Consider the following 25,883-nt stretch of genomic DNA (forward strand, 5'->3'; position numbering starts at 1 on the left):
AGACAACACATTGTAGACGTGCCTAAAACTTATTATGAACAAATAAATCAAAACGTTGTTGTTTCTCCGTCTCAAAATCAAAATCCCTACGGTGGTCGTAACAGATACCCTCGCTGTTAAGCGAAAAAAACGCGTAGACTTTGAGTCTACGCGTTTTTTAATCTACCAGTTGAATGAACTGTTTTGTTCGTTCATGACTAGGGTTTTCAAAGAATGTCACCGGATCCGCTGATTCAATGATCCGCCCTTCATCCAGCATAATGACCCGATCCGCTACCTCACGTGCGAACTTCATTTCATGTGTCACCACAACCATGGTCATGCCTTCTTGAGCAAGTTGTTGCATAACACCGAGAACTTCTCCAACTAGTTCTGGATCAAGTGCAGATGTTGGTTCATCAAACAATAGCACTTTCGGTTCCATTGCAAGAGACCGCGCAATAGCTACACGTTGTTTTTGCCCACCAGATAATTTGCTCGGATAGACATCGGCTTTGTCAGCCAGCCCTACTTTATCGAGTAAACCCTTTGCTAAAACAATTGCATCCGCTTTTTTCATCTTTTTAACAATCATCGGCGCCTCTATCACATTTTCTAATACGGTCATATGAGGGAAAAGATTGAAGTGTTGGAACACCATTCCTACTTCTGCTCGGATGTTCGATAATTTATGTTTCTTGGGATCCACTACTTGTCCATCCACTTCAATAGAACCTTCGTTAATACGTTCCAAAAAGTTAAAGCAGCGCAATAATGTACTCTTCCCCGAACCACTGACACCAACTAGAACAACAACTTCAGAAGGAGCTACTTCTAGATCAATTCCTTTTAACACTTCTAAATCGCCAAACGATTTATGAATATTTGATCCTTTTAACATGCGAGTCCCTCCCCTCCTATTTGTCGACATTCAATTTATTTTCATAAAGTTTTAATAAGTAAGTGAAAATCATGACAAGTACTAAATAGTATACCCCAACCACTAAATATGTTTCCAACGATTGGAATGACTGAGCTGCTTCAATATTAGCCATCGAAAACAACTCAGGCACACTAATTATGTATACGAGAGATGAATCTTTTAATGTAATGATAAACTGATTGCCTAGTGGAGGGATTGATCTTTTTAATGCTTGCGGAAAAACAATTCTACGCATGCTTTGAGAACGTGTCATACCAAGTGAACTACTCGCTTCACGTTGCCCTTTATCAATCCCTTGAATCGCACCACGAAATATTTCTGCAATGTATGCACCATTATGAATTCCTAGAGCAATTGCACCTGCCCAGAATCCTGATAAGACAATTAAAGAAGTGATCCCAAAATATAAGAACATAATCTGTACGATTAACGGTGTACCCCGAATGACTGTAATGTAAAGGTTAGCAATGGTTTGCAATAGTTTTGAGCGAGATATTTTCATCAGTGCAAAGAGCAACCCTAGAATGGTTCCTAACACTAGTGCCACAGCTGTAATTTTCAAAGTGATAAGTGTTGCTTCTAAAAATCCTGGATACGTTCGTAAAAATACATCCCATACAGTTTCTAATAGTTCCATAACGTTCCCCTCCCTCAAATGAGATTAATTTAGAATTTCAATTCCTTCTAAATCAACTTCGAGAAGATTGCGCTCGAACCATTTGTTTGAAATTTCCTCGTACGTACCGTCTTCTACCATTTCTTGAATGGCTTCGTTAATACCTTCAAGTAACTTTTTGTCGTCTTTACGAACAGCTACTGCTGGTTGTTCAATCCATAAAGGCTTGCCTACTTCTTTTATTTCCAAGCCGGAAGAAATAGCTTCAAATCCAACTACGTCCGCTGTAATAACCGCATCTAAGCGACCTTTAACGGTCAAATCGTTCAATGCAACAACATCACTATTATAGTATTTAATATCGTCTGTATATTTTTGTGCAGCTGTATCATATGTACTTTGTGCAACGACACCGATTCGTTTGCCTTCCAAGTCTTCAACAGACGTTATGTCATCATTACCTGCTGGTACGAAAATCATTCCACCCGAGTAATAGTAAGGATCAGAGAAATTCACTCGTTCAGCACGCTCTGCGGTAATCGCCATTGACCCGATGATGGCATCAAATTTATTCCCAAGGAGAGATTGTGTGATGGTTTCCCATGGCGATGTTACTGGATTTGGCTCTAGCCCCATGTTTTCTGCAATAGCCGTTCCTATTTCCACATCAAAACCAGTAAGCTTTCCGCCTTCTTGAAAGCTAAATGGTTTGTATAATCCACTTGAAGCAAAAGTTAACTGACCGTCTTTCAACAAGTTGTAATCGGATCCTGCCCCTGTATTTCTTGCATCTTTTTCTTCACTTCCACAACCCGTGATCAACATAGCTGTTGCAGCAATTGCTGTAATAAATGCATTTCTCTTTTTCAAAATAAATTTCCCCTTTATACGTTTTAGTCGCCTTGCAGTTCAGGTGTTTCTTCTCTACATACTGTAAATACACTTTATACTCGGATTTACTATCATGTGTCTTTCACATAATTGAAAAAACAGGATTGAGGTAAGTTACACAGAAACAGCGGTGTAGGAGTTAATGTTCAAATATGTAGAAGTGGTACGTGTAACAGTTCTTTCGCGAAATGTGCAGTCAAATGTAATGAATACAACATTCGTGTTCATATAGCATATTGTCGAACTAAGTATTTGGAATCAACAGTTCTTCTTTGTTTAATACCCTATTTTTTCATTTGTTAAACGAGCAAATGTAGTCCAATTAAATATTATAGTTTTCTTCATCAAAAAAGCTCACTGGCCACAAATGGCAAGTGAGCTTTCGGTATATGTTAATTTAGTATTTTTATTTTCACTGTTTTACGTCCCCATTTTAATGCACTCGAATGGTTAGGCATAAACACGTCGATTTTATTTCCTTTAATGCCACCACCTGTGTCACCTGCTATGGCATATCCGTAACCTTCTACATAAACTTTCGTGCCCAGTTTAATCACGCGTGGATCAACGGCGATTATTTTTAAGTTCGGGTTCTTTTTCAAGTTAATACCTGTTGTTGTTATTCCAGAACATCCACGGCAATTTGCTGTGAAAGCTGAAGCCGACACCATGAATTCTTTTACCACATCATCATTCGAGCGAGAGGTAGTCGTCTTTTTTGCAACGGCTTTAACGCCCGTTAATTTTAGTTTTTGGTTTGGTTTTATCACATCTGATTTTAATCCATTAAGGGATTTGATTGTTGAAACCGTAATATTGTATTGTCTTGAAATTTTATAAAGCGTGTCACCTTTTTTAACTGTGTGTACAGAAGTTGCTGCTTCTGAATCATTGGCAAATGCGACGAGGAACATTAGTACAAAACTTAAAACGAAACTGAATTTTTTCAAGTTATTTCTCCTTTATTTCTCGTGTCTAGAAATAAAATAACACTTAAACATTACAGTTTCGTTACAAAACATAAGACGTTTCGTTACAATTTGAGGGTGATTATATTACTAACATCATCCGACAATTTTTTTATTTGGTGTTTCAAGTGGGTATATACACCTAATTTACCCATTATATTTTCTGTTTTTATGACTCATTTCAACTTTTGAACAAAACCAAATGACAATTAATTACTTCCCAATATCCCCTCATGCGTGAGTTCTACATTCACTGCCATGGCAGTTTCAGCACCGCTTCCAGCTGCAATGATTAATTGAGAAGGATAAATGGTTGACGCTTCTCCTGCTACAAATAATCCATGAATTTCTGTTTTGCCCGCATGATCACATTGGTGTCCGCCTTGATCGGTTAATTTTACACCAAGTGCCATTCCGAGTTCTGTTGATTGCACTAATTCAGGCGTGACAAAACCACCTGAACGCTCTACGATCTGACCATTTTCAAGTTCAATGCTATGTAGCATGCCATCTGAGCCTTTTAGTAGACGAACTGGATTGGTTTCTACTTGTACTTGTAATTTCTTGAATTTTTCGGCTTGGATCTTCGAAAGTTCTTCTCCATTTGTAAAAACGACTAAGTCTTGTGACCAATTGCGGAGCACTTCTGTCATATGAAGGGTATAGTCGACAATACCAAAAACCGCTAAAGGTTGATCGCGTAGTTCCCACCCATCACAATAAGGGCAGTTAAAAATGCTTTTGCCATAGTAATCACGTAAGTTTGGGATATTGGGAAACTCTTCTTTTACACCTGTTGCTAATATGACTTTTCTAGTCAGCCACTCTTGACCCTTTTCCGTCTTGATTGTAAAACTTTCATTCCCTTTCATTATCTCAACAACTTTATCTTCCATCGACTCAATCGTCTTGTATTTACGAAATTCTTGATGAGCCAACTCTCGTAGTTCGCTTGGTTTCACTCCATCACGGGTAATAAATCCATGTGCCTCTTGCGTTACTTTATTTCGTGCTTCATTACTGTCTACTAAAACAACATTTCTCCTCGCTCTTCCTAATACGAGGGTGGCATTTAATCCCGCTGGTCCTCCTCCAATAACGGTACAATCCTTCATGTGCAGACCTCCAAGTCACCTGATTTCGCCAAATCCATTATTCGTTTTTTATATAAAGATATTGATACTCTTTCCTTCTTTTGTCGCATTCAAACGAAATGATTACTTTTAGGCTGTACGGGTATTTTAAAATAATAACGAGACCAGAGGGAGGAAAGAATGTTATGAGTATTGCTTACAAACTATTCAAGTTTGATGACGATGGTATCATTCCAAACAATCCTAAATTACCGATTATACTTTACTATGGTGCTTTTAAAAATCATCCACAAGAAATTGAGCCGACATTTAATTTGAATAATTGGCAAAATAGTTGGGTGAATGGTGTATACGATTATCATCATTACCATAGCAATGCCCATGAGGTTTTAGGGGTCCGTGCTGGTACAGCAAAATTATTAATTGGTGGCATGCTAGGGGCACTCATCGAAGTGAAAACGGGTGATGTACTCATTTTACCTGCAGGAACGGGGCATAAAAAAGAAAGTAGTAGTCCAGATTTTGAAATTGTCGGTGCGTACCCTGAAGGAATGGATTATAACGTCAGAACTGGTGAACCTGGAGAAAGACCTAAAGTATTACAAGAGATTCAAAGCGTTAAAAAACCATCTACAGATCCTGTCTACGGAGATCTAGGACAAGTCCTCCAACAATGGGTGTAACCAGACTCATTGTATAGGAAAAAACCAGGCACTAGACCTGGTTTTTCTTTAAGCTCTTATTTAGTTTGCCATGCCACCTGGTTGTACTGATGAAGGGGCGAATGAATTGACGATTGCCATTGTATCTTGCTCTGCAAGCTGTGGTACTTGATAGTAATGATGTTTATTTTGATAAATAGAAACTTCATACGCCATCTCAATACAGTTCGGTACTGAATCTGCTATGACACGACGTACAACAGGATTTGTCGTTTCGAGTGCAGACATCGCTTTAAGAGATGCACCACCTTTGTGTACACCAAGCATAAAGCCAGCAATAATTTCATCTGAAATTTCTGATGCCGTATTGATTGGCTTTTTAGGTTGAGATTGTTTTAACCCAAACACAAAATCATTGTCTTGTTTCATCATATATTTTTGTGTCGGTTTCATTGGATCTTGACCTGATTTGAAACAATCTAATGTAATGTTGTACTCCTCTTGCATGAAATGGAATTGGCGGTCCATCATAGTTAATAATTCTTGATCTTGTACATGTGGGCGCAACAAAGTGAATTGATTTAATCCAGCCACTGCACATGATAGCACTTCATGAACATCAAATATCTCATGACCCCCGTGGTTCATCTGTGGCGGTACTGGTCCTGTGTGCATATTTTCGTGCATTTGACCTTGTGGGTTTTGAGTCATATAAAGTTTCCCTCCTTATAATTTGAACATCTGCATTAGTGTGCATCGAAAAGGAAATGCTATTCAAAAAAATTTTTTGCATAATTGGCCATTCTTTTTAAAATATGATGATTCAAAAATGCAATTTTTTTGCATTCACTGCATGATTTTCAAGAACTATTAAATGGCTGTCATTCTTAATCGTGCCCACCTTCACCCATAAGCTTTAACGGTAGAAAAAGGAAAGAGAATAGCATCGTTCGTTATTGCGACGATGAAAACAACATACGAAAAGTAACTCGAAATAATCCCTGCCCATCTAATCATATTTGGAAAGAAACACTTACCTGCCTCTCAACAAACAAAGGCACAATCATTCAAACCGACAATAACTTGGGTTTTTTTTCAATTTCCCAGGGAATAATTTAAAGTTAATTCCTTCATAAAAAAAATTTTGAACAAAAGGTTGTCCCTTTTATGCCTATTGAAAATTGCAAAGAAGAGACTAACCCATAAGTTGGTTAATCTCTTCTTAAGCGTTTTATTTGTGATTTATTTTTTAATGATTGAATGCCTGGCATTACGGCAGAACTGAAGAGCCTATGAGATAGCGGTCACATTCCCTAGCTACTTCGCGTCCTTCATTGATCGCCCACACAATCAGGCTTTGTCCTCGACGCATATCTCCCGCTGAAAATACCCCGTCAACATTCGTTTGGTAGTTTCCGTATGCTGCTTTAACCGTTGAATTCGAATTTGTTTCAACCTCAAGTTGCTGTAGAAGCCCTTGCTCAGGTCCACTGAATCCAATGGCAAGTAAAACTAGGTCAGCTGGCCATACTTTTTCGGTATTCGGAATCTCTTTACGTATACGGTTACCATTCTCATCGATGATCACTTTTACTTGAATCGTATGAACTTCCTTGATATGTCCATTTTTGTCTCCAACGAATTTCTTGGTCATCACGGCATAAGCTCGAGGATCCTTACCAAAAACAGCCGCTGATTCTTTTTGACCATACTCTGTTCGGTGGATAATTGGGAATTGCGGCCAAGGATTATTTAAAACGTCTCGTTCATCCGCTTTTTTATCGTAAATATCAAACTGCGTCAAGCTCTTACAATTATGTCGGAGGGACGTTGCGATACAATCTGTCCCAGTGTCTCCTCCACCAATAACAATCACGTTTTTCCCTTCAGCAGATATGAAGTTTCCATCTTGATGATTGGAGTCTAATAAACTTTTCGTGTTTGGATGTAGGAAGTCCATTGCGTAGTGAACACCTTTTAATTCACGACCCGGAATTTCTACTTTACGAGGGACAGTTGCCCCTCCACAAAGAATTACGGAATCAAACTCCGATTTTAACGATGCGACTGGATAATCTTTGCCCACTTCGGTATTCGTGATAAACGTGATGCCTTCTTCTATCAAGAGGTCGACACGTCTTTTCACGACCGAGTAAGGTAGTTTCATCTCGGGAATTCCGTAGGTCAACAACCCACCCACTCGATCGCTCCGTTCGAATACCGTTACATAATGACCAGCTTTATTCAACTGTGCAGCTGCGGCTAATCCGGCAGGACCTGACCCAATAACAGCCACTTTTTTACCTGTTCTAAAGAGCGGCGGCTCTGGGATTACCCATCCCTCATCGAAGCCTTTTTCAATTATCGCTCGTTCCACAGTTCTGATCGCAACTGGTGGTTCGTTAATCCCGAGAACACAAGCCCCCTCACAAGGAGCAGGGCAAGCCATCCCTGTGAATTCAGGAAAGTTATTCATTAAGTGTTCTCTTTTTAATGCTTCCTTCCAATTTCCTTGGTAGACGAGATCATTCCATTCTGGAATTAAGTGATAAACAGGACATCCTGATGTACTTCCATTGATATCTGTGCCAGTATGACATGTTGGAACGCCACAATCCATACATCGTGCACCTTGCTTTTGGACCTCTGCATCCGACATCGGCAGTGTATAATCTGTCCAATCATTTGTGCGTTCTTTTGGATTTCTTTCGGTTTGCGTTTGTCGACTATATTCCATAAATCCAGTCGGTTTCCCCATGATTTCCCTCCTTGTTTAGGATTTTAAGGCTTGCAGCTCCTTATTGCTTTCTTCAAAAGCCATCATTTCTGCATCAAATTGACTAAGTCCACCAAAGGTCAATTCTCTAATTCGATCTTGAATCTTCAAGTAAGACTTTGGAATAACGCGCACGAAGCTAGTGATATACGTATCAAAATAGGTTGCGATTCTCTTGCCATTGGCACTTCCTGTGTAGTCCACATGCTTTTTAAGCATTTCATATACTTCACGGATCTCTTGTTGGTTAGATAATGGTTGAACATGAACAAGTTCGTGATTGCAGTTTTCGGCAAAGGTGCCCGCTTCATCAAAGACATAAGCAACTCCACCAGACATTCCCGCTGCAAAGTTTCGTCCTGTATTGCCTAATACTAGTACTCTTCCACCTGTCATATATTCGCAGCCGTGATCGCCAACTCCTTCGACCACTACATCTGCTCCACTATTTCGTACACAAAAACGTTCCCCTGCAATCCCTTGGATATAGGCTTCACCAGCAGTGGCTCCGTAAAAAGCAACATTTCCGATGATGATGTTTTTTTCAGGTGTAAACGTAATATCGCTTGCAGGATGCACGATGATTTTACCTCCCGATAACCCTTTGCCTACAAAGTCATTTGAATCTCCTACAAGTCTAAGTGTCATCCCTCTTGGAATAAACGCCCCAAAACTTTGTCCGGCAGAACCTTTCAATGTTAGACGAATGGTATCCTCTGGCAAGCCTTTTTCACCATATCGTCTCGAAATTTCACTACCTAACATAGTTCCAGTCACACGATTAATATTGCGAATCGCTGTTGTAAATTCAACTGGCTCTTGATTTTCTATGGCATTTTTACACGCAGGTATCAGCTCTTGATAATCCAATGTTTTTTCAAGTTCATGATCTTGTTTTACAGTGGCATAACGGCCAACCTTAGCAGGTAAATCAGGTTGATAAAGTAGAGCCGACAAATCAAGCCCTTTTGCTTTCCAATGATCGATTGCCTCATTTACTTCTAATATATCCGTTTTGCCAATCATTTCATTGATGGTTCTAAAGCCTAACTCTGCCATCAGTTCTCTTGTTTCTGCTGCAATAAAACGCATGAAGTTGGCCACATGCTCTGCGTCACCTGTGAAATTCTTTCTTAATTCAGGATTTTGCGTAGCAATTCCAACCGGACACGTATCGAGATGACATACACGCATCAGGACACAACCTAGGACAACGAGTGGAGCAGTTGAAAAACCATATTCTTCAGCCCCAAGGAGTGTAGCCATGACTACATCTCTACCTGTCATTAGTTTTCCATCCGTCTCAAGCACAATGCGGTCACGTAGTCCGTTGAGTAAAAGAGTCTGATGTGTTTCAGCCAAACCAATTTCCCAAGGAAGACCGGTATGTTTCAAACTTGTTCTAGGAGCAGCCCCGGTACCTCCGTCGTATCCACTAATTAACACCACATCGGCTCTTCCTTTGGCAACTCCCGCTGCAATGGTTCCAACACCAACGGCCGAAACAAGCTTGACGCTAATGCGTGCTTGGGGATTGGCATTTTTTAAGTTGTAAATGAGCTCAGCCAAGTCCTCAATGGAATAAATATCATGATGAGGCGGAGGTGAAATCAATTCAACTCCCGGCGTTGAACCTCGCACTTCAGCAATCCAAGGGTATACCTTCTTGCCTGGCAAATGACCCCCTTCTCCCGGTTTAGCACCTTGTGCGACCTTAATTTGAATTTCATCGGCATTGACTAGATAGTGACTGGTTACGCCAAATCTTCCTGATGCTACTTGTTTAATTGAACTTCTTCTTGAATCTCCATTGGCATCAGGAATAAAACGTTCAATTTGTTCCCCGCCTTCTCCAGAATTACTTCTTCCACCAATACGGTTCATGGCAACTGCTAATGCTTCATGGGCTTCTTTACTAATGGAACCATAAGACATCGCTCCTGTTTTGAATCGCTTGCAAATGTCTTCAACTGTTTCTACCTCGTCAAGAGGGACAGGATTTCTTTTCTTAAAGGATAAAAGACCACGAAGTGATTGAAGATTATTGGTTTCATCTGTTAGCATTTTGGTGTATTTCTTGAACACTTCATAGTTATTTGTTCGGCATGCATGCTGAAGGGTATGGATAGTAGCTGGATTATATTGGTGATCTTCTCCATTTTGTCGATATTGGAAATCGTCGCCCGAATCTAATGCGAGGAAGTCCCCACGCTCATGTTGATAGGCATTTTTATGTCTCATTTTCGTTTCTTTTTCAATCATCGGTAGTTCAATTCCACCTAGACGTGAAGAAGTCCGAGTGAAATATTTCTCGATAACATTCAAATGAATCCCGACTGCCTCAAAAATTTGAGCACCACGATAACTTTGAATCGTTGAAATCCCCATTTTAGACAATACTTTCACTACGCCATCTGTTACCGATTTGATATACTTCTCAACCGCAGCCTGTAAGGAATTCGATATGATTTCGCCTTTATCCATTAAGTCCTGGATGGTATCAAAAACAAGGTAAGGATTGATTCCCTCTGCACCATAACCAATAAGTGTAGAAAAATGATGTACTTCTCTTGGTTCACCAGATTCTAGTAAAATACTTACAGATGTACGTGTTCCTTTTTTAATTAAATTATGATGCAAGCCCGAAACAGCAAGTAAAGCAGGAATCGCTACATGATTCTGATCTACACCACGATCCGATAAAATCAGTAGTGTTGCCCCTTCCAAAATCGCTTGGTCCGCTTGTTCAAATACCCGTTCTAATGCCTGCTCCATTTTATCTTGACCTTCTTCAAACTCAAATAAAGTAGAAATCGTCGCTGGACGTAATCCATCCAAACGTTGTTGACGTAACATTTCTAATTGATTGTTTGTTAATACCGGTGTTTTCAATCGAATATGTCTAGCGTTTTCCGGTCCTGGGCGAACAAGACTGCCTTCCGCTCCAATCGTCGTAACCACATCTGTAATAATTTGTTCTCGAATCGCATCAATTGGCGGATTCGTCACTTGGGCAAAAAGTTGCTTGAAGTAGTTGTATAGAAGCTGAGGCTTCTTAGAAAGAACAGCGAGGGGAGAATCATAACCCATAGACCCAACAGGATCTTTTCCATCGAGTACTAAAGGCTTTATGATTTTGTTTAATTCTTCTCGTGTATATCCAAAAGCAACTTGTTGCTCTACTAACTGATGGTTACGATAAGCCGGTGTTTCCTGCTGCACAGCAGGAAGATCTTCCAAATCCAGCATGTTTTTCAGCCATTTTTTATATGGTTGTTCTGCTGCGATTTGAAGCTTGATCTCATCATCAGGAATGATAATCCCTTTATCTAGATCAACAAGAAGCATCTGTCCTGGATGAAGTCTCTCTTTGTACTCGATATCGTCAGAGAAAATATCCAAAGCACCGACTTCAGATCCAAGTACAATCATGCCGCTTTTTGTTACGTAATAACGGGCTGGTCTTAAACCATTTCGGTCTAAACATGCCGCAATCTGAGAACCGTCCGTGAAGACTAATGCTGCCGGACCATCCCATGGTTCCATTAGCAAACTATGATATTCGTAAAAGTCTTTCTTCTCTTGTTTGATTGAAACATCATTTGCCCATGGTTCTGGTACCATCATCATGGCTGTATGGGCCAGTGATCGACCAGAAAGATGAAGGAATTCAAAAGCATTATCAAACATGGAGGAATCACTTCCGTCAGCATCGATGATTGGCAACACTTTTTGCAAATCTTCCTGGGAGAAATAGTCGGAATTGCAAAGTTGCTCACGAGCGGTCATCCAATTGACATTTCCGCGTATGGTATTAAATTCTCCATTGTGAATGGCATATCGATTTGGATGTGATCTTTTCCAGCTAGGAAAAGTATTGGTGCTAAAGCGTGAGTGTACTAAAGCCAGCGCAGACTTGAACTCAGGATGGTTTAAGTCGATATAGAAGGAATCTAATTGTTCGGGGATCAACATGCCTTTATAAACGATTGTGCGGGTGGACAAACTGCATATATATACATCTTTGAAGGTTTCATCTTTAGATATTACTTGTTCGATTCTTCTTCGAATCACATACAACTTACGTTCAAAATCTAGTCGTTCACTAATAGTTGATGAGACTTGGATAAACATCTGTTTAATATAGGGCTTTGACTTAGTCGCCACTTTTCCTACGAAACTCTCATTTATGGGAACTGAACGCCAGCCGAGGAATTGCTGTCCCTCTTCTTTGATGATTTGCTCAAATATCTCTGTACTCTTCCTGCGGGTTTCATGGTCCTTCGGAAGAAATACCATTCCTACTCCATATTCCCCTTCAGCAGGTAGAATAATATTTTCTTTTTCACACTGTTTTTCAAAGAAACGATGGGGAATTTGTGTGAGAATCCCTGCACCATCACCAGTGCTTGTATCAGATGATTGGCCCCCACGATGCTCTAAATTACACAACATATTAATTGCATTTTGGACAATGGCATGAGACTTTTTCCCATTAATATTTGCAATCATTCCAATTCCGCACGCCTCGTGCTCTTGACTCGGATCGTATAAACCCTGCGCTTTCGGATACCCACTCTTCATCTGTCAAAGTCCCCCTTTTCATCTCCTCGATAGGTACCCATTTATTACGGAGGGATACACCTTCCAGTAAAAGGTACCTTCATTTTATATTTGAAAAGTATATCACAGATTACTAAAAAAATTCAAAATATTCTTTAAGCCCTATAATTATTCACTACTTTATTTATTTTCCCGAAAAGAAAGGCTTGTCTATGGTTAAGTATCAAAACACCAATGCATAGTGCATGCATTTTCCAAACAACTCAAATCGGTGTGATTGTTTTGTGTACTTAACCTAGTGGAAAACCTTGCTTTTATTAGAGACCAAAAAGAGACAGCCTTAGTTAATGGACTTCGGTCTGTCTCTTTTTATTATATTTAATACCTCTTGTTTATCGTACATTTGTACAAGCCTACTGAAAAAGCCCTTTCTAAACAAGCTAGCCTTTCAAGTGGCAGCCGGAGCGAGAAGACGGGCAGCGAATTTCTGTCTGACTTCTCAAGGGGGGCATCCACAAAGCGCCTAAGCAGTATCATAGGGAATACTTAGTCCAGTCTATAATGGTGAACTTTTTCAGTGCCCTCTAATAAATGGTGGTTAAGTTTTATATGATTTACGACGTTGATTGATCACCATTAACACGGTACTGGTAAGCACAAGTGCTGCTCCGACTGTGAAAATTAAAGTTGCCGATGTCCCAAGGAGTCCCGCTAAAAACGAACCTGAAATGACACCTAATGAAAAACAGGCATAATACATGCCGAAAGCTTTCCCTCGGTTTTGTAAACTCGTTTGTTCCACAATGGTTTTGCTGGTAGAAGGAAACAGGAATGCAAAACCAACCCCATAGATAATCATAGAAAGAAAAACAGCGTTTGAAGAAGTTGAAAGCCCAAGACCTAAAACAGATAGGGCAATAATAAACAACCCAAAAAACATTAACTTTCGACTGTTAAACCGATCAAATATTCGGTTAGACGGTAGTAGGAAAAACAGAATGGCCACCACACCAAACACACTTAAATAAATGCCCGTCATTTCTTGCGTTAAGTGTAACTCTTGAACTTTCAACGGCAAGGTGTACGTTAGTAAACCTTGCATGAGGAGTAATAGAAAAATTGATAGATAGGCAAATTGGATATCACGGATTTTCATAAACGCGAAACCAGTCTCATCTTGTTTAATTGATTTCTTCCTCATAACCAGTTGAGGTTTAATTAACACAAAGGAAAGAAAACCAACCAAAATCATGGCGATTGAAACACTGTAAAATAACCAATCAATCCCTAATCTATTGCTTAAAATAGCTCCCATTGCTGGACCAATAATTGCTGCAATTCCAATGGTAGCCCCCGAATGAGACATCTTTTTTCCACTCGATTCCAAGTCATCATTTCGCCCAATTGCAGCAAATGCAGCCGGCACGATAAAGCCAGCAGCAAATCCATGGAAAAATCGTAGGGCAAGAAGTTGCGTCGGATTTGTAACATATGTATACATGAAGACGAGAACACCAGCCAAGATCATGCTACAGGTTAAAATACGTTTTGAGCCAAACTTATCCACCCAAATTCCCGATAACACATTTCCTAACATATTTGAAAATGAATAAATGCCGATTACCGAGCCAACTACAATCGGAGTTGCCCCTAAACTATCAGCAAAAGGAGCAATGATCGGTAGTTGCGAAAACATATCGATGAAAGCCACAATCAATAATAGGTACATAAAAACCAAAGTGATACCTTCTTTCTAGACAAGCAATTTCTTTTACTATATCAACATGTTCTAGTCTACCCATCTTTCAACTATTCTACTAGACCCAGCAAAAAGAGACATGCCTGCAGACATGTCTCTTCCAGTGTTAATCTATTCGTTTTGAATGGACAATTATACGAAATTTATTGGAGCGTCCAGGATAACAGATGACAAGCGAGGGAATTGCTATTCAAACTCATTTCGCCTTAAACATCATTCACAGTCCCCACGTAGTTTCCCAGTGCATGATATAAAAGAAAGTCTCTTTCCGTAGCAACCGTTTTCGCTAAAGAATAAGACTTTCTTTCTTTTTCTGTCGTTTCTTCTAACAACAAAAAGACTTTCAATTGAAATTCATTTTTCAGTAACGTTAATCTTTGAATCATTAGGTCTGTCCACTCCTTGCTTTCAGGTAAGGACAATGGCGGATTTTCCCAACAGATTCCATCTATATAAGGAGCAGTTTCCAAACAAACGCTTTCTAATCCATTGTTTTGAATAATCAAATGTGTTGGATAAAGCATTTTTAGTACATGTAAAAAATTTAGGATGGCATGCAATTGCATTCTTTTAATTTGAATAGGGATGGAGGGACATTCAATGTCACCAATCGTATCTAGAAATAAACCATCGGCTCCCAATGTCTCAAATTGGTGTCGTACGTTCTCTAATAAGTGTTCCATCCATTTTTTTGATTGGAAATTGACCAAATACGTTCCAAAATCTTTATTCATCAAAGGCTTTCCGCCCACGCATAATAAATCCTCTTCGTTTAATTTTGAGAATATAGGATCAGTTGGGTGAACTTCAAATAAACTCAAATACGTGAAAATTACTTTCTTCGGTTTTTTAAGTTGCTGAAACTGAGGCAATGTAAACCCCTTGGGGTCAACGATGATTAAATCAAAACGAGACAATTTTTCAACTTGTCCATATCCATAGTACAAACCAAAGTTATTGGTAAAAAGCATGCGTTCTTTGCGATCGTTTGTCTGTAAATCAGTGTATGTTTCCCTGCTTTTTTCGGCATTTTTCACTACCTCTTTAAGAGGGAGTTGGAGAAGGATGCCCACTTCATTCAATTTCTTAATTTCTTTTTTGGTGATTTTTTTTATTGGTCCTATTACAACGAATCCTCCCTTATCGTAAATTGGCACCAATACTTTCTTAACTCCCCCTTCTTTAACTACTAACGTTTCAGAAGGGAAACTTTCCGCAGGATATTTTAGGGGGAAACTCATGGCTTGTTTGTCATAGGGTAAAAGGCCACTATAAGATGGGGCGATGTGTGTATCATTTGTTAATTGCCTAACAGCCTTAAGAACATATTGTTTTTGAGAGGAATCATAAAGATAAAACCTGAAGTTTGGAGCCTTTACATACTCATGTGTTTTTACTAATATGATATCCAAATTTCTTTCTAGCTCTAGTGTAGGGTTTAATAAATCTATGAATTCTTTTTGCATTTTGGCCATCCGATTTAAAAATATTCGACTGTTAGTCATCATTACTGTCATGCCGTTCTTCGTTTTGACTAAGCGCTATATATTGCGAAATATCCTTTATTTTGATTGTTAGTTTTGTAATTTGGACCGTTTGGTAAAGGTTAAAAGTTAATAATACTAAGCATGAAATAAAAAATAGTAATGAAGGTGGATAATCTATCCCAAGAATCCTAGCCGCCTCATCAAATAAACTAGGGTTGCTCGAAAGAAGAATGATTATCAGTAATCCACCAAGCCAGATCACCGAGTTTCTTTCCCCGATCTTGTTCTTTACTAATAATCTAATGACGAAGGTGGAGAATAAAAGAGCACATCCTATTAAAAAGAGTTGAAGTACACTATTCATTCTAATTTCCCACCTATCTTAAGGATTCTTTTCTTCTTGATTATGACAATAAGAATACTTAGCAACGTTTGAGCCATATAAATGAACGGTTTTATTCCTGTGTTATGGATTTTACTTTTACCGTTTTGCCGATCAAACATATTAACGGGTATTTCTAGAATGGTATGTTTTCGAAGTAAAATATCGATGATAAAGTTACTATCTGGCAAATCGTAAAAGAATTCATTGGGTTTTGTAAACAGTTTATACACGTTTGCTTTATAGGCTTTAAAACCCGATGTAGGGTCAGTTATTCGTTTCTTTGTCGTTAGATAAATGATGTGTTGAAAAAAGATGATGGCCATCCTTTTGCTAACCCCAATTTTCATGTCCCCATCTTGTAGAAATCTTGAGCCAATCACTACATCTACATGCTCCAACGTGATGGCTTCCATCATATCAATTATACTATTCGGGTCATGTTGACCATCCCCATCGAAAAAAATAACATACGGATAGTTTTTCTTTTCAGCGTATTTAAAACCAGTTTGGATAGCTGCTGAATAGCCGAGATTGGTAGGATGGCTGACGACACTTGAGCCGCTATCTATCGCTTTTTTGGCAGTTCCATCAGTAGAACCATCATCCACAATAACAATATCGAATGGATAATTTAATTTCTTTAATGTAAGTACGACGCTCTCCATATTGTCCACTTCATTGAATGCTGGAATAATGATTAAAAAATCATTCAGCTGATGTACCTCCCTTCCTAACTATTTGAACTAAGTCTCTTATGAAGTGACTTAGTAATAATCCACCGCTTATGGTTGAAGAAATTGCTACTGCATATCCAATCCCTCCAGCGCCTAGCCATGGAACAAAAATAAATAATAAACCGATATTTACACTACATCCGATCAATCCAATACATAACGGAACCTTCATTTTACTTTGAGCCACATAAAATCGAGTACAAAATACATACAGACTTTGACCAAGGATGGATAACCCATAGCCTTTCAAGATATCACTTGTCAGCTGCACTGAATCTGCAGTGAACGATCCTCTCAAAAAGAGGAGGCTAACGATTGGTTCCGAGAAAAGAACGAAAATAAGAGATATAAAACCCGAACTCCCTATCACTAATAGAAGGGATTTCACTAAATCACGTTTCAATGAGGCTAAATCATTTTTTTCTAAATGAAGGCTAATCGTCGGTAAAATAAAGGTATTGATTGCAGCAATAAACACCCATAGAGGAAACTGAGATAATCGATAGGCATAGGTTAAAGCGGCAATTGTTCCCGTCTGGAGAGAGCTTGCAAAAAGTCTCTCAGCAAGTAGCCCCAATTGGCTAAAGAACAGAATGAGTGCGTACGCAAAAAATGTGTAGAGCACCTTTTGGACTTCAGTAAAATCACTCTTCAAGCTTAAAGACTGTAAGGACCAACGCCATTTTTGCTGCCTCAAAACAAAAGCCCAGGTCACAATGACACACAGCATAGTTCCAAAAGTGCTTGCAAAAGAGAATGCTCTCCCCCCATAAGTTTGAGGAATCCCTTTCCACAAACACCACAGTAAAGCGATGAGGAGAACCAGATTAAATACGATAGGGGTAATCGCCGGGATAATAAATTTCCGGGATGCTTGCAATACAGAAGACCCCAATAACCATAGTGGAGCACAGCAAATGATAGGTGTCATAATAAGAAAGTAAGTGAAAACAGTAGTAGAACTCTCGTGGGTGTCTAAAGGGAAAAGATGCATGAGTGATTGAAAGAAAAGAGAACATATAACTAATAGGAGGAGCGTACCTGTAATGACAATGGCACCCAACTTTTGTATGGTATCCTGGTACAAAGATTGATTTTCGTTTAATGAAAGTTTTGTCAATACCGGGATACTCGATACTGCTATGGCAGCACCTATGAGATTATTCCCCAATGTATCTGGCAAAAAAAAAGCTAGATTAATGGCATCCGCAATCCCACTTGTTCCAAAGTAGGAAGCTACCACAATATCTTTTATAAAAGCAACAAGGGCCAGTAGCAAGTTGAAAAATATCAGTAAATGAACCAACCAAAAACTTTGTTCTTTTCGTTTCATAACTCCCAACCAGCTTCCTCCAGTCTAAATTGCTTCATGCAGGTTTTGCTGATTTTTTATTACTTGTCCGAGTGGGGCAAATTCAAACTCATGTATAAGATTTCGTAAAGTACGTTCAGTTGAATGTAATCGATGATATTGGATGATTTGTATAAGCCAGCTTGTTTTAAACCGTGGAATCGATGAATCTAATTCCCACGGATGTATGTATACCATTCCAGGCCTTGTTTTATTAATGATACGGAGTAACTTGGAAATTACTTTCCAAGGAAAAAGCCTTAAATAGAACCCACCTGCGAAAGGGACTGAGAAGTGTTTATGCAGTCTCATAATAGTAGGTGGAAATTCGACTAGATCCAGTTTCTGCCCCGTAATAATCGGTTTAAATGGGCGTGTCGGAATTCCATTTATACCAGACAGAGGCGTTTTAAATGGTTGTAAGCTAGAATCACAAATAATCCCATTTTTCTCTAGGTAGGATAGTATTTCTAACCGATCCTCAGAGATTGACCAAGAAGGGGCACGATAAAATTTTATTTTTTGTTTGGCGATTTTCTCAAGTATGGCAATAGATTGCTTAAAGTCTTTTTTAAATTCTTCAATCGATTGCCCTGAAACCAGCTGATGATTCATCCCGTGTGATCCAATCTCATGGCCCCGAGTGACAATTTCTCTTACCAGGCGAGGGAACCTCTTGGCCACATCTCCAAGTATAAAAAATGTAGCTTTTACTCCAAGCTCATCGAATAAGTCTAGTATTTTCATCGTATTTGGATATACGGTCGACTGAAGATCACGCCAATCCTTTTTCGCTATATTCAATCCATTGGTATGGTACCAATCTTCTACATCTACTGTTAATGCATTGATCAATTAATTATCCCCTATCGTTTAATGAAATTCTTTAGTACATGAAAATTTAATAAGAATCTGAAACAAGTCAAAATCCAAATCACTCCTGGAACTGGATCATGAAGGGTGAATGTATCGTCATAAACACGCTGTCTTTTCCCTGATACAAGTGGTGGATCCATAAATCGTCGGTTTGGATTCCATAAAAAATGGAGAAGATCTCCAGGAAAAAGCCATCTGCTCCTTTTCCCGATTTCATACTGATTTTGAGATGCAATCTCTTTATCTAGACATAATTGAACCAGTAAATAAGGAAAATCCACCCCACTTTGAACTGCTAAATCCAATGAATTCCAAAAGCGAGGATTGATTTCTAAAACCTTCGGCTGGTTTGTTCGTGAATCCATCATAAACTCTACTTCAACAATCCCACTCCACCCGAGAGGTTTTAGTAAGTGTTTGCTCCGTTCAATCAAATCATCAAAAATTACGCTCTCTTGAACTGTACTTGGTCCCATCGCTACTGGAAAATGGCGGATCTCTTTTTGAACAAAGGATGCCCTTATTTCAGACTGTTGGTCGAATAGTAAACACACATCATAGCGATCACCAAGTGGAATGAATTCTTGCACCAATATTTCAGGGTAATCCTGCTGAATCTCTAAAAATAGTGGGGTCAAATCTTCTTTTTTTTGCACTTTGCGAATCCCTCTTGAGCCGCTACTTTTTCGCGGTTTAATAATCAAAGGAAAAGTAGCCGTATCCCTTATATGGTCTAAATCCTCAACACGTCTCACTAAATACGTAATCGGACAATCAATCTTTTGTTGCCTTGCTAATTGCATGGTTTCATATTTGTCCGCCGCTACTTCGTATGACGACTTCCTCGGCAACAGACATTTGCTTGCTTTTACAATTTCATCACGATGTTTCATCACAATGTCCATAATGATGTCATCCATCGGCAGGAAAACTGGCTGGTTTTCTTGTTGGAGAAATTTAAATAACCATTCCTTGAAGAGATGAGGTTTTGTCTGTGGGTTCGGATATGTGACACGTTTTCGGCAATATCTTGAAAAGCCACTTGGTGAAAAGCCACTTTTTTCTCCAACCACGGTTTGTATCCCTTGTTTTCCAAGAGACCGTGTGGTTGACAATGATTTTCTTAGCAATCCATCTGTAATAAAAACTGTATTCATCTCTTCACCACCTATCGCCATAACGTTGAAATGTCATATGGATTTAAAGGATCTTGCTGCAGGTGATACACCGTAAATCGAGGCGTATCAAGATAGATTTTTAAGAGTTTAGGATGTTTTTCTTGAACTTCTTCTATCCAGTACCAGGTTTTTTCATGTAGCATTTTTCGGTATTCTGGCAAACGGTAGAAATCTAACATTTCTCCACGAGCTGGTAGAGAAAAATCGGTGACATTTTTTGTAGTGATCTTTTCGGTTGTTCCTACGGGTATTTTCTCAACAAATATGAAAACGTCTTTTGTAGGAAACTTCAATTCTTCCTCGTTTGAAATATTGACGATAAAGTCAGTCAAATTATAATGCCATCCATAGTCAATCGCTAATGGATATTCCTCAATTGAAGAAACAATCGTCCATTCCTGCAAAGTAAATTCATCTTTGATTTTTAGATAAGCTTCGATCGATTCATCGTATTGAAGTTGATTTCCAACGGGTAAGGTATAGGATGGAATGGTTTTGTAGGATAGAAAAAGATACCCCATAATGACCACTGCACCAATAATCTTTGTTAATTTCATTTTCGGAATACACGCTAGAAGCGATGAAATGGATATACTTGTAAGTAACACCAATGTCACTTCTATACGGTATGGCAACATCACTGACGGTAGACCAACCCATTCGGCTTTATATAGTAGAAACAAAGCACATGTAATGGCGATATACATTGGAAACGGATAGAGGGTACGCCAAGCTTTTTTTCTAAAGAGTAGAAGGATACATAACACAAAAAGACTAATACATATGAAAGACAATATATGTGCGTATTCCGTTCTTCCTAAAAAATTCGCTATCGAAAATTGACTAGCTGATGCTGAGTTTACATTCAAACTTGATTGAACAAAGTCAATTGACTCCCCGTGGAACTCTTTCCCACTTAGTAGACCCGCTGCCAACGGGAAAACCCCTATGACCCCGACGATCGCAAAGCCGCCCACCATTTTCAATAGGTGGAGAAACGGAAAAATTTTTAATGAGAAAACAAAGAGGACGATGTAGCTAACAAATAAACAGATGGCGGCATACGGATGAATGAATATCGTCAATAAAAAGCATTCCATACTGATCAGTAAGGACTGTATTCGTTTTTCTTTCATATATTCCAGAAAAAAGTAAATCGCTGGAAGAACAAAGATAATGCCATATTCCATTGAAAGCGATGAGTACTGACGCCAAATAAAGCCGAATTGAAACGTACTGATAAAGTAGATTAGTAAGGCAAAGATGGCAATCGAATAATCTTTTGGACGGTGTTTTCGGATTACATAATAAATAGTAAACACAAGGAACACACACGAAATTGGGCCCAAAAATCGGAGAATAAAATAAGGATCAATATTAAAAATGGTGTGTACAGCTGAAATAATCGCCTCAAATCCAAATGGATACACACCATCAATATAGATTTGATTTGATCCTAGCAACTTGACCCATTTTAAATGAACATATGGATCGGAAGATGGATAGTAGTAATGGGTGACTGAATGATTAAACCTTATGGCAGCCGACAGGAAAAATAATACGAGGATGATTAAGATTGAATAAGGATTGCGAAAGAACTTTCTCCATATTTTTTTCAACCAAGTCTTCATTCGATCAGACACTGCTAAAAGGGTTTCAGTGCCCCATCTTTTCAAGTATCTTTTTTGATCAGTTGCATGCATAAAGTTTAATATGAATCGCTTACTTGGAGAAACTGTCCCTTTCGTGTGTCTTCTACGAAGAATCAATACATAAGCCATAGCTGAAACAATAATTAACGACAGCGTTTCATACAAATGCACCGCAACCAACATATGTACCATTAGAATGAAAAACAAATGGGTGTGAATGATCGAAATGACCAAACGATCCTTCCACCCTTGGTTATCTCGCCATACTTGAACGGTTAATGGAATGGCGCAAAGGAGTAGAAATAAAAGGAATACTATTTTCAAAAGCATAATCCAACTCGTTATCAATTAAGTCCTCCTCCTTAACGGTCCCACATATTTTTAATCGATAATGGATCATCGATCATCGTTTGAAGGTAATACACCCGAATGTTTTCGTTTTCGTAATAGGTTGTCACTTCGTTTCCAAACGCTTGATGAGCTTTTATCCACTCATTTAGCTGTTCGTATTCCCCTATTCTCCTTTTGTACTCGGGTTCTAATAGTTCATATACACTATTAGTCTCTGACAATTGAAACACATTTTTTTCCATGAAGACAAATACATGTTGCGTCAAGTTCCTATCGACTTTCCCATCATCTCTTCTGGTCAACGTATCTCCATCAGATTGATACGTTTGAAGAAAATCGCCAAGATGCATATGAAAACCGGTGCCAAGCGAAACAGAATAACCTTCTGATTGAGAAACAATCATCCACGTTTTTGGCAAGTATTCTTGGCGTATCTTTAAATATTGCTCAATGTTTTCATGATGCTCTAGTTTATAAGGTATGATTGGTGCCAACTTATATAGTACTGCTGTTGAAATAAACAAAACGACAAGGGGGATATAAACAATGACCAGCCATTTCTCTTTCACACTTTTAAACAAGTATGAAACTGAGATTCCCACACAAAACGGCATGACCAAGCCCCATAATTCACGGGAGCGGCTTGCGATTAAGGTGCTTTGTGACCAAGCTCCTCCAGCATAATAAAGAGTAAACACACTGAATCCTACTAGTAGAGTAAACACACCAATAAATCGTTCTTTGCTCGTATTCTTACTGATAATTAAACATAATAAAAGGAATATGCAGAATCCCAGCGCTGAATAATCGACAATTGTCAGATCTCGATAGGTGTATTCGGATATTTTCCGATCAACCAAATACTCTGCGGAGGAAGAATGAAAACCTTTGCCTAGCAAATATCCTGCCCCCAGCGGAACTAAGGATATGATTACCGACAGAAGTGCTCCCTTACATACATGAAGTACCGACTTATAGCTGTGTTTCATCGTAAGTAAAGCACTAAAAAGGAGGATTCCGATGAACATTCCGACAAGTGCAAAGGCTAGTGAATGTACTAACCCAATGATGGTCGTACAAATTATTGCTACTAGCAAGTCTTCTTTGTGCTTATTTAAAAAGTATTTTATATAAAAATAAATGGCCGGAAAAATAAACACGAAAGCAAATTCCTGTGAGTTGGTTGCAGCTTGTCGATCGACTTCAATTGCATGGACTGGCGCTACCACCCAGTAGATGCCAAAAATAAATGCGGACAATAGTGCTCCTACGCCATTTTTCGTTAACTTTCGTATTACGATATATAGACCTAATGTAAACAGAACTGAATTCAATGGGCCAGTATAACGAAGAATATATAAGGCATCCACTGCGGCAAATTTAAATATCGTTGCTAAATAAATATGAAATCCTTGCGGGTAAATCCCGTCATGAAATAAATCTCTAGCATCAATGTATTTCATCCACGCGAGTGTTACGTAGCTATCTGCCATTGGGGGAGCAGCATTGACAAATGCATCATAAAATCGAACAAAGACTGCCCCTCCAATCACGAGGAACAATGCTAGTCCTTCTAATACCAAACTCCAACTATAGGTTTGATGTACAGTTGACCGCCACTTTTTCAAAATCTGTAGCGCTTTTGTTTTTATATCAATTAACTTGTATGTAACTATTCCTTCTAACAAATTAAACAATTTTTCTAATAGATGACCCTTAAGAGTACCTGTTTTTTTACCTTGTTCACGTTTGATAAACCGATAGCCGATTATGACAATAAATAATGCCGATAATGACAGGACTTCAAATAGTTTAGTGATCACCATGAGGTAACCACTAAGGATTAGAAGAATAACCATTTTCACATATGCAGCAAACAATTTGTCAGTCCAATCCGCATATCCGGTATGGAATAGCCACTTCGGCAACAGGATGAACAAAAATATAAAGGAGATACAATAATGCATGAAAGGATAAGCATGTGTTGCAATCGTTGCATATGTCATTGGGGCGTTCATCCTTTACGAAGCGGCATATAAGTAATAATCCAGATTTTTCAATACTTCGACCACTGCTTTTGTCGTTAAATAGAACAGTAAAATTGATCCCACAAATAATCCAAACACAGCAAAATGATAGTCAAACCATCTACTTAGCAAGAAACCAACAATCATATTCGTTAACAGGGCGGGAATGATTGCCTTCAATACTCGACTAGGTTGGGAAAGAGCAAATAATATAACGATATTCATTAAACTGAACGCCAATATCCCGTACGAAACGATTCCCCAAAACAACACAAATACGGTTACCTCATTTTCCAAGATGTTTTCATTATTCATTCTGATTGACACATCGTTGTACCACACAATGAGTCGGTAAATGATAAAACTACTAATCACGGAACTGATCAAAATAAAGAATGTCATTCTTTTATATACCTTTAAAAATTTGTCGTGCAATTTATGGCTTTCGCTGGCCAAATAACTTTTCTGACTTGATTCCAGATCAAACATGAGTCTATTGACAACAACTTCACTAACTCCCATCGGAATGATAATCGTGAGGAGTGCAAAATCCAACCCAAGTTCATATTGCCCTCTAAACCAGATAACATATGGCATGAATTCTTCATTCTTAGACCAGGCATTTACACGGTCAATAAATAAGAAACTAAAGTACAAAAACCCATAAAAGAAGTAAGGCCAAACGGTATACAACGTAATTGAAAATCTCGGTAGTTTAGAAACTTCCTTCTCATTTTGCTTTGCTGCCTTTTTAAAAAAGAATAAAACTAACAATAAACTACAAATTGAAACAATCGTTAAGGAAATTAATTGGGATATGATAATGTTTATTTCTAACAGGACAAACAAAACATACACCAGAAAGATCCCAAAAATAATGAGACCCGTGAAGATGATTTCTTTTTTCAATACATACATCACGGTAACAGATAGCCAGATTGAAGTAAGAAAAAAGAAAAACACGACAATCAGGAATAGCATTTCATAAGAGAACAAATTAAAAATAACATTCAATAAAATGATTAAAAGAGAAAATAAAAAGCACATGACAAATCCAATTCCAATAAATATGAAGGTGTTTTTACGTGCTAAATTGTAATAGCCTTGAATGATATAAAAGTAACCACGTCTTGCAATGGCTTGTGTAAAGCCACCAACGAGTACAAAGCTCAAAATAGTACCAATAGCAATACTGGTTGCCTGCTCCAATGACAAGTATTGGTACGACCATAATGAGAATTTTAAATTCAACATGGCAGCAATTGAAATGGCCATCGGAAAGGCAAATATCAGCCCTCTTAAAAAACTTCGAATCATGGAAATCAATAAAAATGATGTGCTTTGTTTTTCCACATCTGAAAATGCTTGAAAACCAATTTTCGATTGAAGTTCATCCCACATTTGATTGGCTAAATCAAAAATATCCTTTACTCCAAACTCCCTGGCAGCTCGATCATCATTCCACCCCATTGATTCAAGCAGTGCGGCAATTTCATATGAATCTTGTGGATGTAGGTGTGCTTTCAACACTTCATCAAGCAGCTGAACAAATTTTTCCGATTTCCGTATCTCTTGGCCGTTTATCTCCACG

19 protein-coding genes are annotated in these 25,883 nt (G+C 38.6%); 1 reads left to right on the forward strand and 18 read right to left on the reverse strand.

Translation table 11 applies throughout. From position 1 onward, the window contains the following. Nucleotides 1-157: 157 nt before the first annotated feature. The 5 genes from GY23_RS12670 to GY23_RS12690 all read right to left on the reverse strand — a co-directional run bounded on the left by GY23_RS12670 (nucleotide 158) and on the right by GY23_RS12690 (nucleotide 4,512). Nucleotides 158-880 (reverse strand): amino acid ABC transporter ATP-binding protein, encoded by a 723-nt coding sequence (locus GY23_RS12670; protein ID WP_075619587.1) that lies wholly within the window; start codon nucleotides 878-880, stop codon nucleotides 158-160. A 16-nt stretch (nucleotides 881-896) separates the two neighbouring features. After that, nucleotides 897-1,559, reverse strand: a complete 663-nt coding sequence (locus GY23_RS12675) for an amino acid ABC transporter permease (protein WP_075619588.1) — start codon at nucleotides 1,557-1,559, stop codon at nucleotides 897-899. Between the two features lie 24 nt (nucleotides 1,560-1,583). Then, entirely contained in the window at nucleotides 1,584-2,408 is an 825-nt protein-coding gene (locus tag GY23_RS12680) for a transporter substrate-binding domain-containing protein (protein ID WP_075619589.1), read from the reverse strand. Nucleotides 2,409-2,821: 413 nt separating this feature from the next. Then, complete coding sequence (locus tag GY23_RS12685) at nucleotides 2,822-3,379, reverse strand: 3D domain-containing protein (protein WP_075619590.1); 558 nt, start codon at nucleotides 3,377-3,379, stop codon at nucleotides 2,822-2,824. A 227-nt stretch (nucleotides 3,380-3,606) separates the two neighbouring features. Further along, nucleotides 3,607-4,512, reverse strand: a complete 906-nt coding sequence (locus GY23_RS12690) for an NAD(P)/FAD-dependent oxidoreductase (protein ID WP_075619591.1) — start codon at nucleotides 4,510-4,512, stop codon at nucleotides 3,607-3,609. A gap of 164 nt (nucleotides 4,513-4,676) precedes the next feature. On the opposite strand from GY23_RS12690, the gene GY23_RS12695 reads away from it, so the two are divergent. Further along, nucleotides 4,677-5,174, forward strand: a complete 498-nt coding sequence (locus tag GY23_RS12695; RefSeq protein WP_075619592.1) for a hypothetical protein — start codon at nucleotides 4,677-4,679, stop codon at nucleotides 5,172-5,174. A gap of 60 nt (nucleotides 5,175-5,234) precedes the next feature. Here the strand turns inward: GY23_RS12695 and GY23_RS12700 are convergent, their stop codons facing one another. The 13 genes from GY23_RS12700 to GY23_RS12760 form a co-directional block, all read right to left on the reverse strand. Further along, entirely contained in the window at nucleotides 5,235-5,864 is a 630-nt protein-coding gene (locus tag GY23_RS12700) for a spore coat protein (RefSeq protein WP_075619593.1), read from the reverse strand. Between the two features lie 559 nt (nucleotides 5,865-6,423). After that, nucleotides 6,424-7,911 (reverse strand): glutamate synthase subunit beta, encoded by a 1,488-nt coding sequence (locus tag GY23_RS12705; protein WP_075619594.1) that lies wholly within the window; start codon nucleotides 7,909-7,911, stop codon nucleotides 6,424-6,426. A 15-nt stretch (nucleotides 7,912-7,926) separates the two neighbouring features. Next, a complete protein-coding gene (gene gltB, locus GY23_RS12710; RefSeq protein WP_075619595.1) occupies nucleotides 7,927-12,513 on the reverse strand; it encodes a glutamate synthase large subunit in 4,587 nt (1,528 codons plus the stop codon). Between the two features lie 577 nt (nucleotides 12,514-13,090). Further along, nucleotides 13,091-14,221 (reverse strand): MFS transporter, encoded by a 1,131-nt coding sequence (locus GY23_RS12715; RefSeq protein WP_075619725.1) that lies wholly within the window; start codon nucleotides 14,219-14,221, stop codon nucleotides 13,091-13,093. 236 nt (nucleotides 14,222-14,457) lie between these two features. Continuing rightward, nucleotides 14,458-15,717 carry a hypothetical protein gene (locus GY23_RS12720; RefSeq protein ID WP_139311122.1) on the reverse strand — a complete coding sequence of 420 codons (1,260 nt, stop codon included), beginning with the start codon at nucleotides 15,715-15,717 and terminating at the stop codon, nucleotides 14,458-14,460. A gap of 31 nt (nucleotides 15,718-15,748) precedes the next feature. After that, nucleotides 15,749-16,102, reverse strand: coding sequence for a DUF2304 domain-containing protein (locus tag GY23_RS12725; protein ID WP_075619597.1), 354 nt, complete (start codon nucleotides 16,100-16,102; stop codon nucleotides 15,749-15,751). Next, nucleotides 16,099-16,836 (reverse strand): glycosyltransferase, encoded by a 738-nt coding sequence (locus GY23_RS12730; RefSeq protein WP_075619598.1) that lies wholly within the window; start codon nucleotides 16,834-16,836, stop codon nucleotides 16,099-16,101. Before GY23_RS12730 ends, GY23_RS12725 begins: the two co-directional genes overlap by 4 nt. Next, the gene (murJ, locus tag GY23_RS12735; protein ID WP_245827665.1) at nucleotides 16,829-18,190 is read right to left on the reverse strand and encodes a murein biosynthesis integral membrane protein MurJ; all 1,362 of its coding nucleotides are present in this window, start codon (nucleotides 18,188-18,190) and stop codon (nucleotides 16,829-16,831) included. The genes GY23_RS12730 and murJ overlap by 8 nt, the downstream gene beginning before the upstream one ends. 24 nt (nucleotides 18,191-18,214) lie before the next feature. Continuing rightward, nucleotides 18,215-19,063: a polysaccharide deacetylase family protein gene (locus GY23_RS12740; RefSeq protein WP_075619600.1), complete on the reverse strand. Its 849-nt coding sequence runs from the start codon at nucleotides 19,061-19,063 to the stop codon at nucleotides 18,215-18,217. A gap of 11 nt (nucleotides 19,064-19,074) precedes the next feature. After that, entirely contained in the window at nucleotides 19,075-20,241 is a 1,167-nt protein-coding gene (locus GY23_RS12745; protein WP_075619601.1) for a carboxylate--amine ligase, read from the reverse strand. An 11-nt stretch (nucleotides 20,242-20,252) separates the two neighbouring features. Next, the gene (locus GY23_RS12750; protein WP_075619602.1) at nucleotides 20,253-22,262 is read right to left on the reverse strand and encodes a hypothetical protein; all 2,010 of its coding nucleotides are present in this window, start codon (nucleotides 22,260-22,262) and stop codon (nucleotides 20,253-20,255) included. Nucleotides 22,263-22,276: 14 nt separating this feature from the next. Beyond that, nucleotides 22,277-24,271 carry a hypothetical protein gene (locus GY23_RS12755; protein WP_075619603.1) on the reverse strand — a complete coding sequence of 665 codons (1,995 nt, stop codon included), beginning with the start codon at nucleotides 24,269-24,271 and terminating at the stop codon, nucleotides 22,277-22,279. A 15-nt stretch (nucleotides 24,272-24,286) separates the two neighbouring features. Then, the gene (locus GY23_RS12760; RefSeq protein WP_075619604.1) at nucleotides 24,287-25,882 is read right to left on the reverse strand and encodes a hypothetical protein; all 1,596 of its coding nucleotides are present in this window, start codon (nucleotides 25,880-25,882) and stop codon (nucleotides 24,287-24,289) included. Nucleotide 25,883 lies beyond the last annotated feature (1 nt).

This window comes from Paenisporosarcina indica, from assembly GCF_001939075.1.
In the GTDB taxonomy this organism is placed as follows: domain Bacteria; phylum Bacillota; class Bacilli; order Bacillales_A; family Planococcaceae; genus Paenisporosarcina; species Paenisporosarcina indica.

Excerpts from the sequence above, each read along its gene's own strand:
- GY23_RS12670 (WP_075619587.1), bottom strand. The coding sequence starts at position 880 with ATGTTAAAAGGATCAAATATTCATAAATCGTTTGGCGATTTAGAAGTG.
- GY23_RS12675 (WP_075619588.1), bottom strand. The coding sequence starts at position 1,559 with ATGGAACTATTAGAAACTGTATGGGATGTATTTTTACGAACGTATCCA.
- GY23_RS12690 (WP_075619591.1), bottom strand. The coding sequence starts at position 4,512 with ATGAAGGATTGTACCGTTATTGGAGGAGGACCAGCGGGATTAAATGCC.
- GY23_RS12695 (WP_075619592.1), top strand. The coding sequence starts at position 4,677 with ATGAGTATTGCTTACAAACTATTCAAGTTTGATGACGATGGTATCATT.
- GY23_RS12700 (WP_075619593.1), bottom strand. The coding sequence starts at position 5,864 with ATGACTCAAAACCCACAAGGTCAAATGCACGAAAATATGCACACAGGA.
- GY23_RS12705 (WP_075619594.1), bottom strand. The coding sequence starts at position 7,911 with ATGGGGAAACCGACTGGATTTATGGAATATAGTCGACAAACGCAAACC.
- gltB (WP_075619595.1), bottom strand. The coding sequence starts at position 12,513 with ATGAAGAGTGGGTATCCGAAAGCGCAGGGTTTATACGATCCGAGTCAA.
- GY23_RS12715 (WP_075619725.1), bottom strand. The coding sequence starts at position 14,221 with ATGTACCTATTATTGATTGTGGCTTTCATCGATATGTTTTCGCAACTA.
- GY23_RS12720 (WP_139311122.1), bottom strand. The coding sequence starts at position 15,717 with ATGCAAAAAGAATTCATAGATTTATTAAACCCTACACTAGAGCTAGAA.
- GY23_RS12725 (WP_075619597.1), bottom strand. The coding sequence starts at position 16,102 with ATGAATAGTGTACTTCAACTCTTTTTAATAGGATGTGCTCTTTTATTC.
- murJ (WP_245827665.1), bottom strand. The coding sequence starts at position 18,190 with ATGAAACGAAAAGAACAAAGTTTTTGGTTGGTTCATTTACTGATATTT.
- GY23_RS12745 (WP_075619601.1), bottom strand. The coding sequence starts at position 20,241 with ATGAATACAGTTTTTATTACAGATGGATTGCTAAGAAAATCATTGTCA.
- GY23_RS12755 (WP_075619603.1), bottom strand. The coding sequence starts at position 24,271 with ATGACATATGCAACGATTGCAACACATGCTTATCCTTTCATGCATTAT.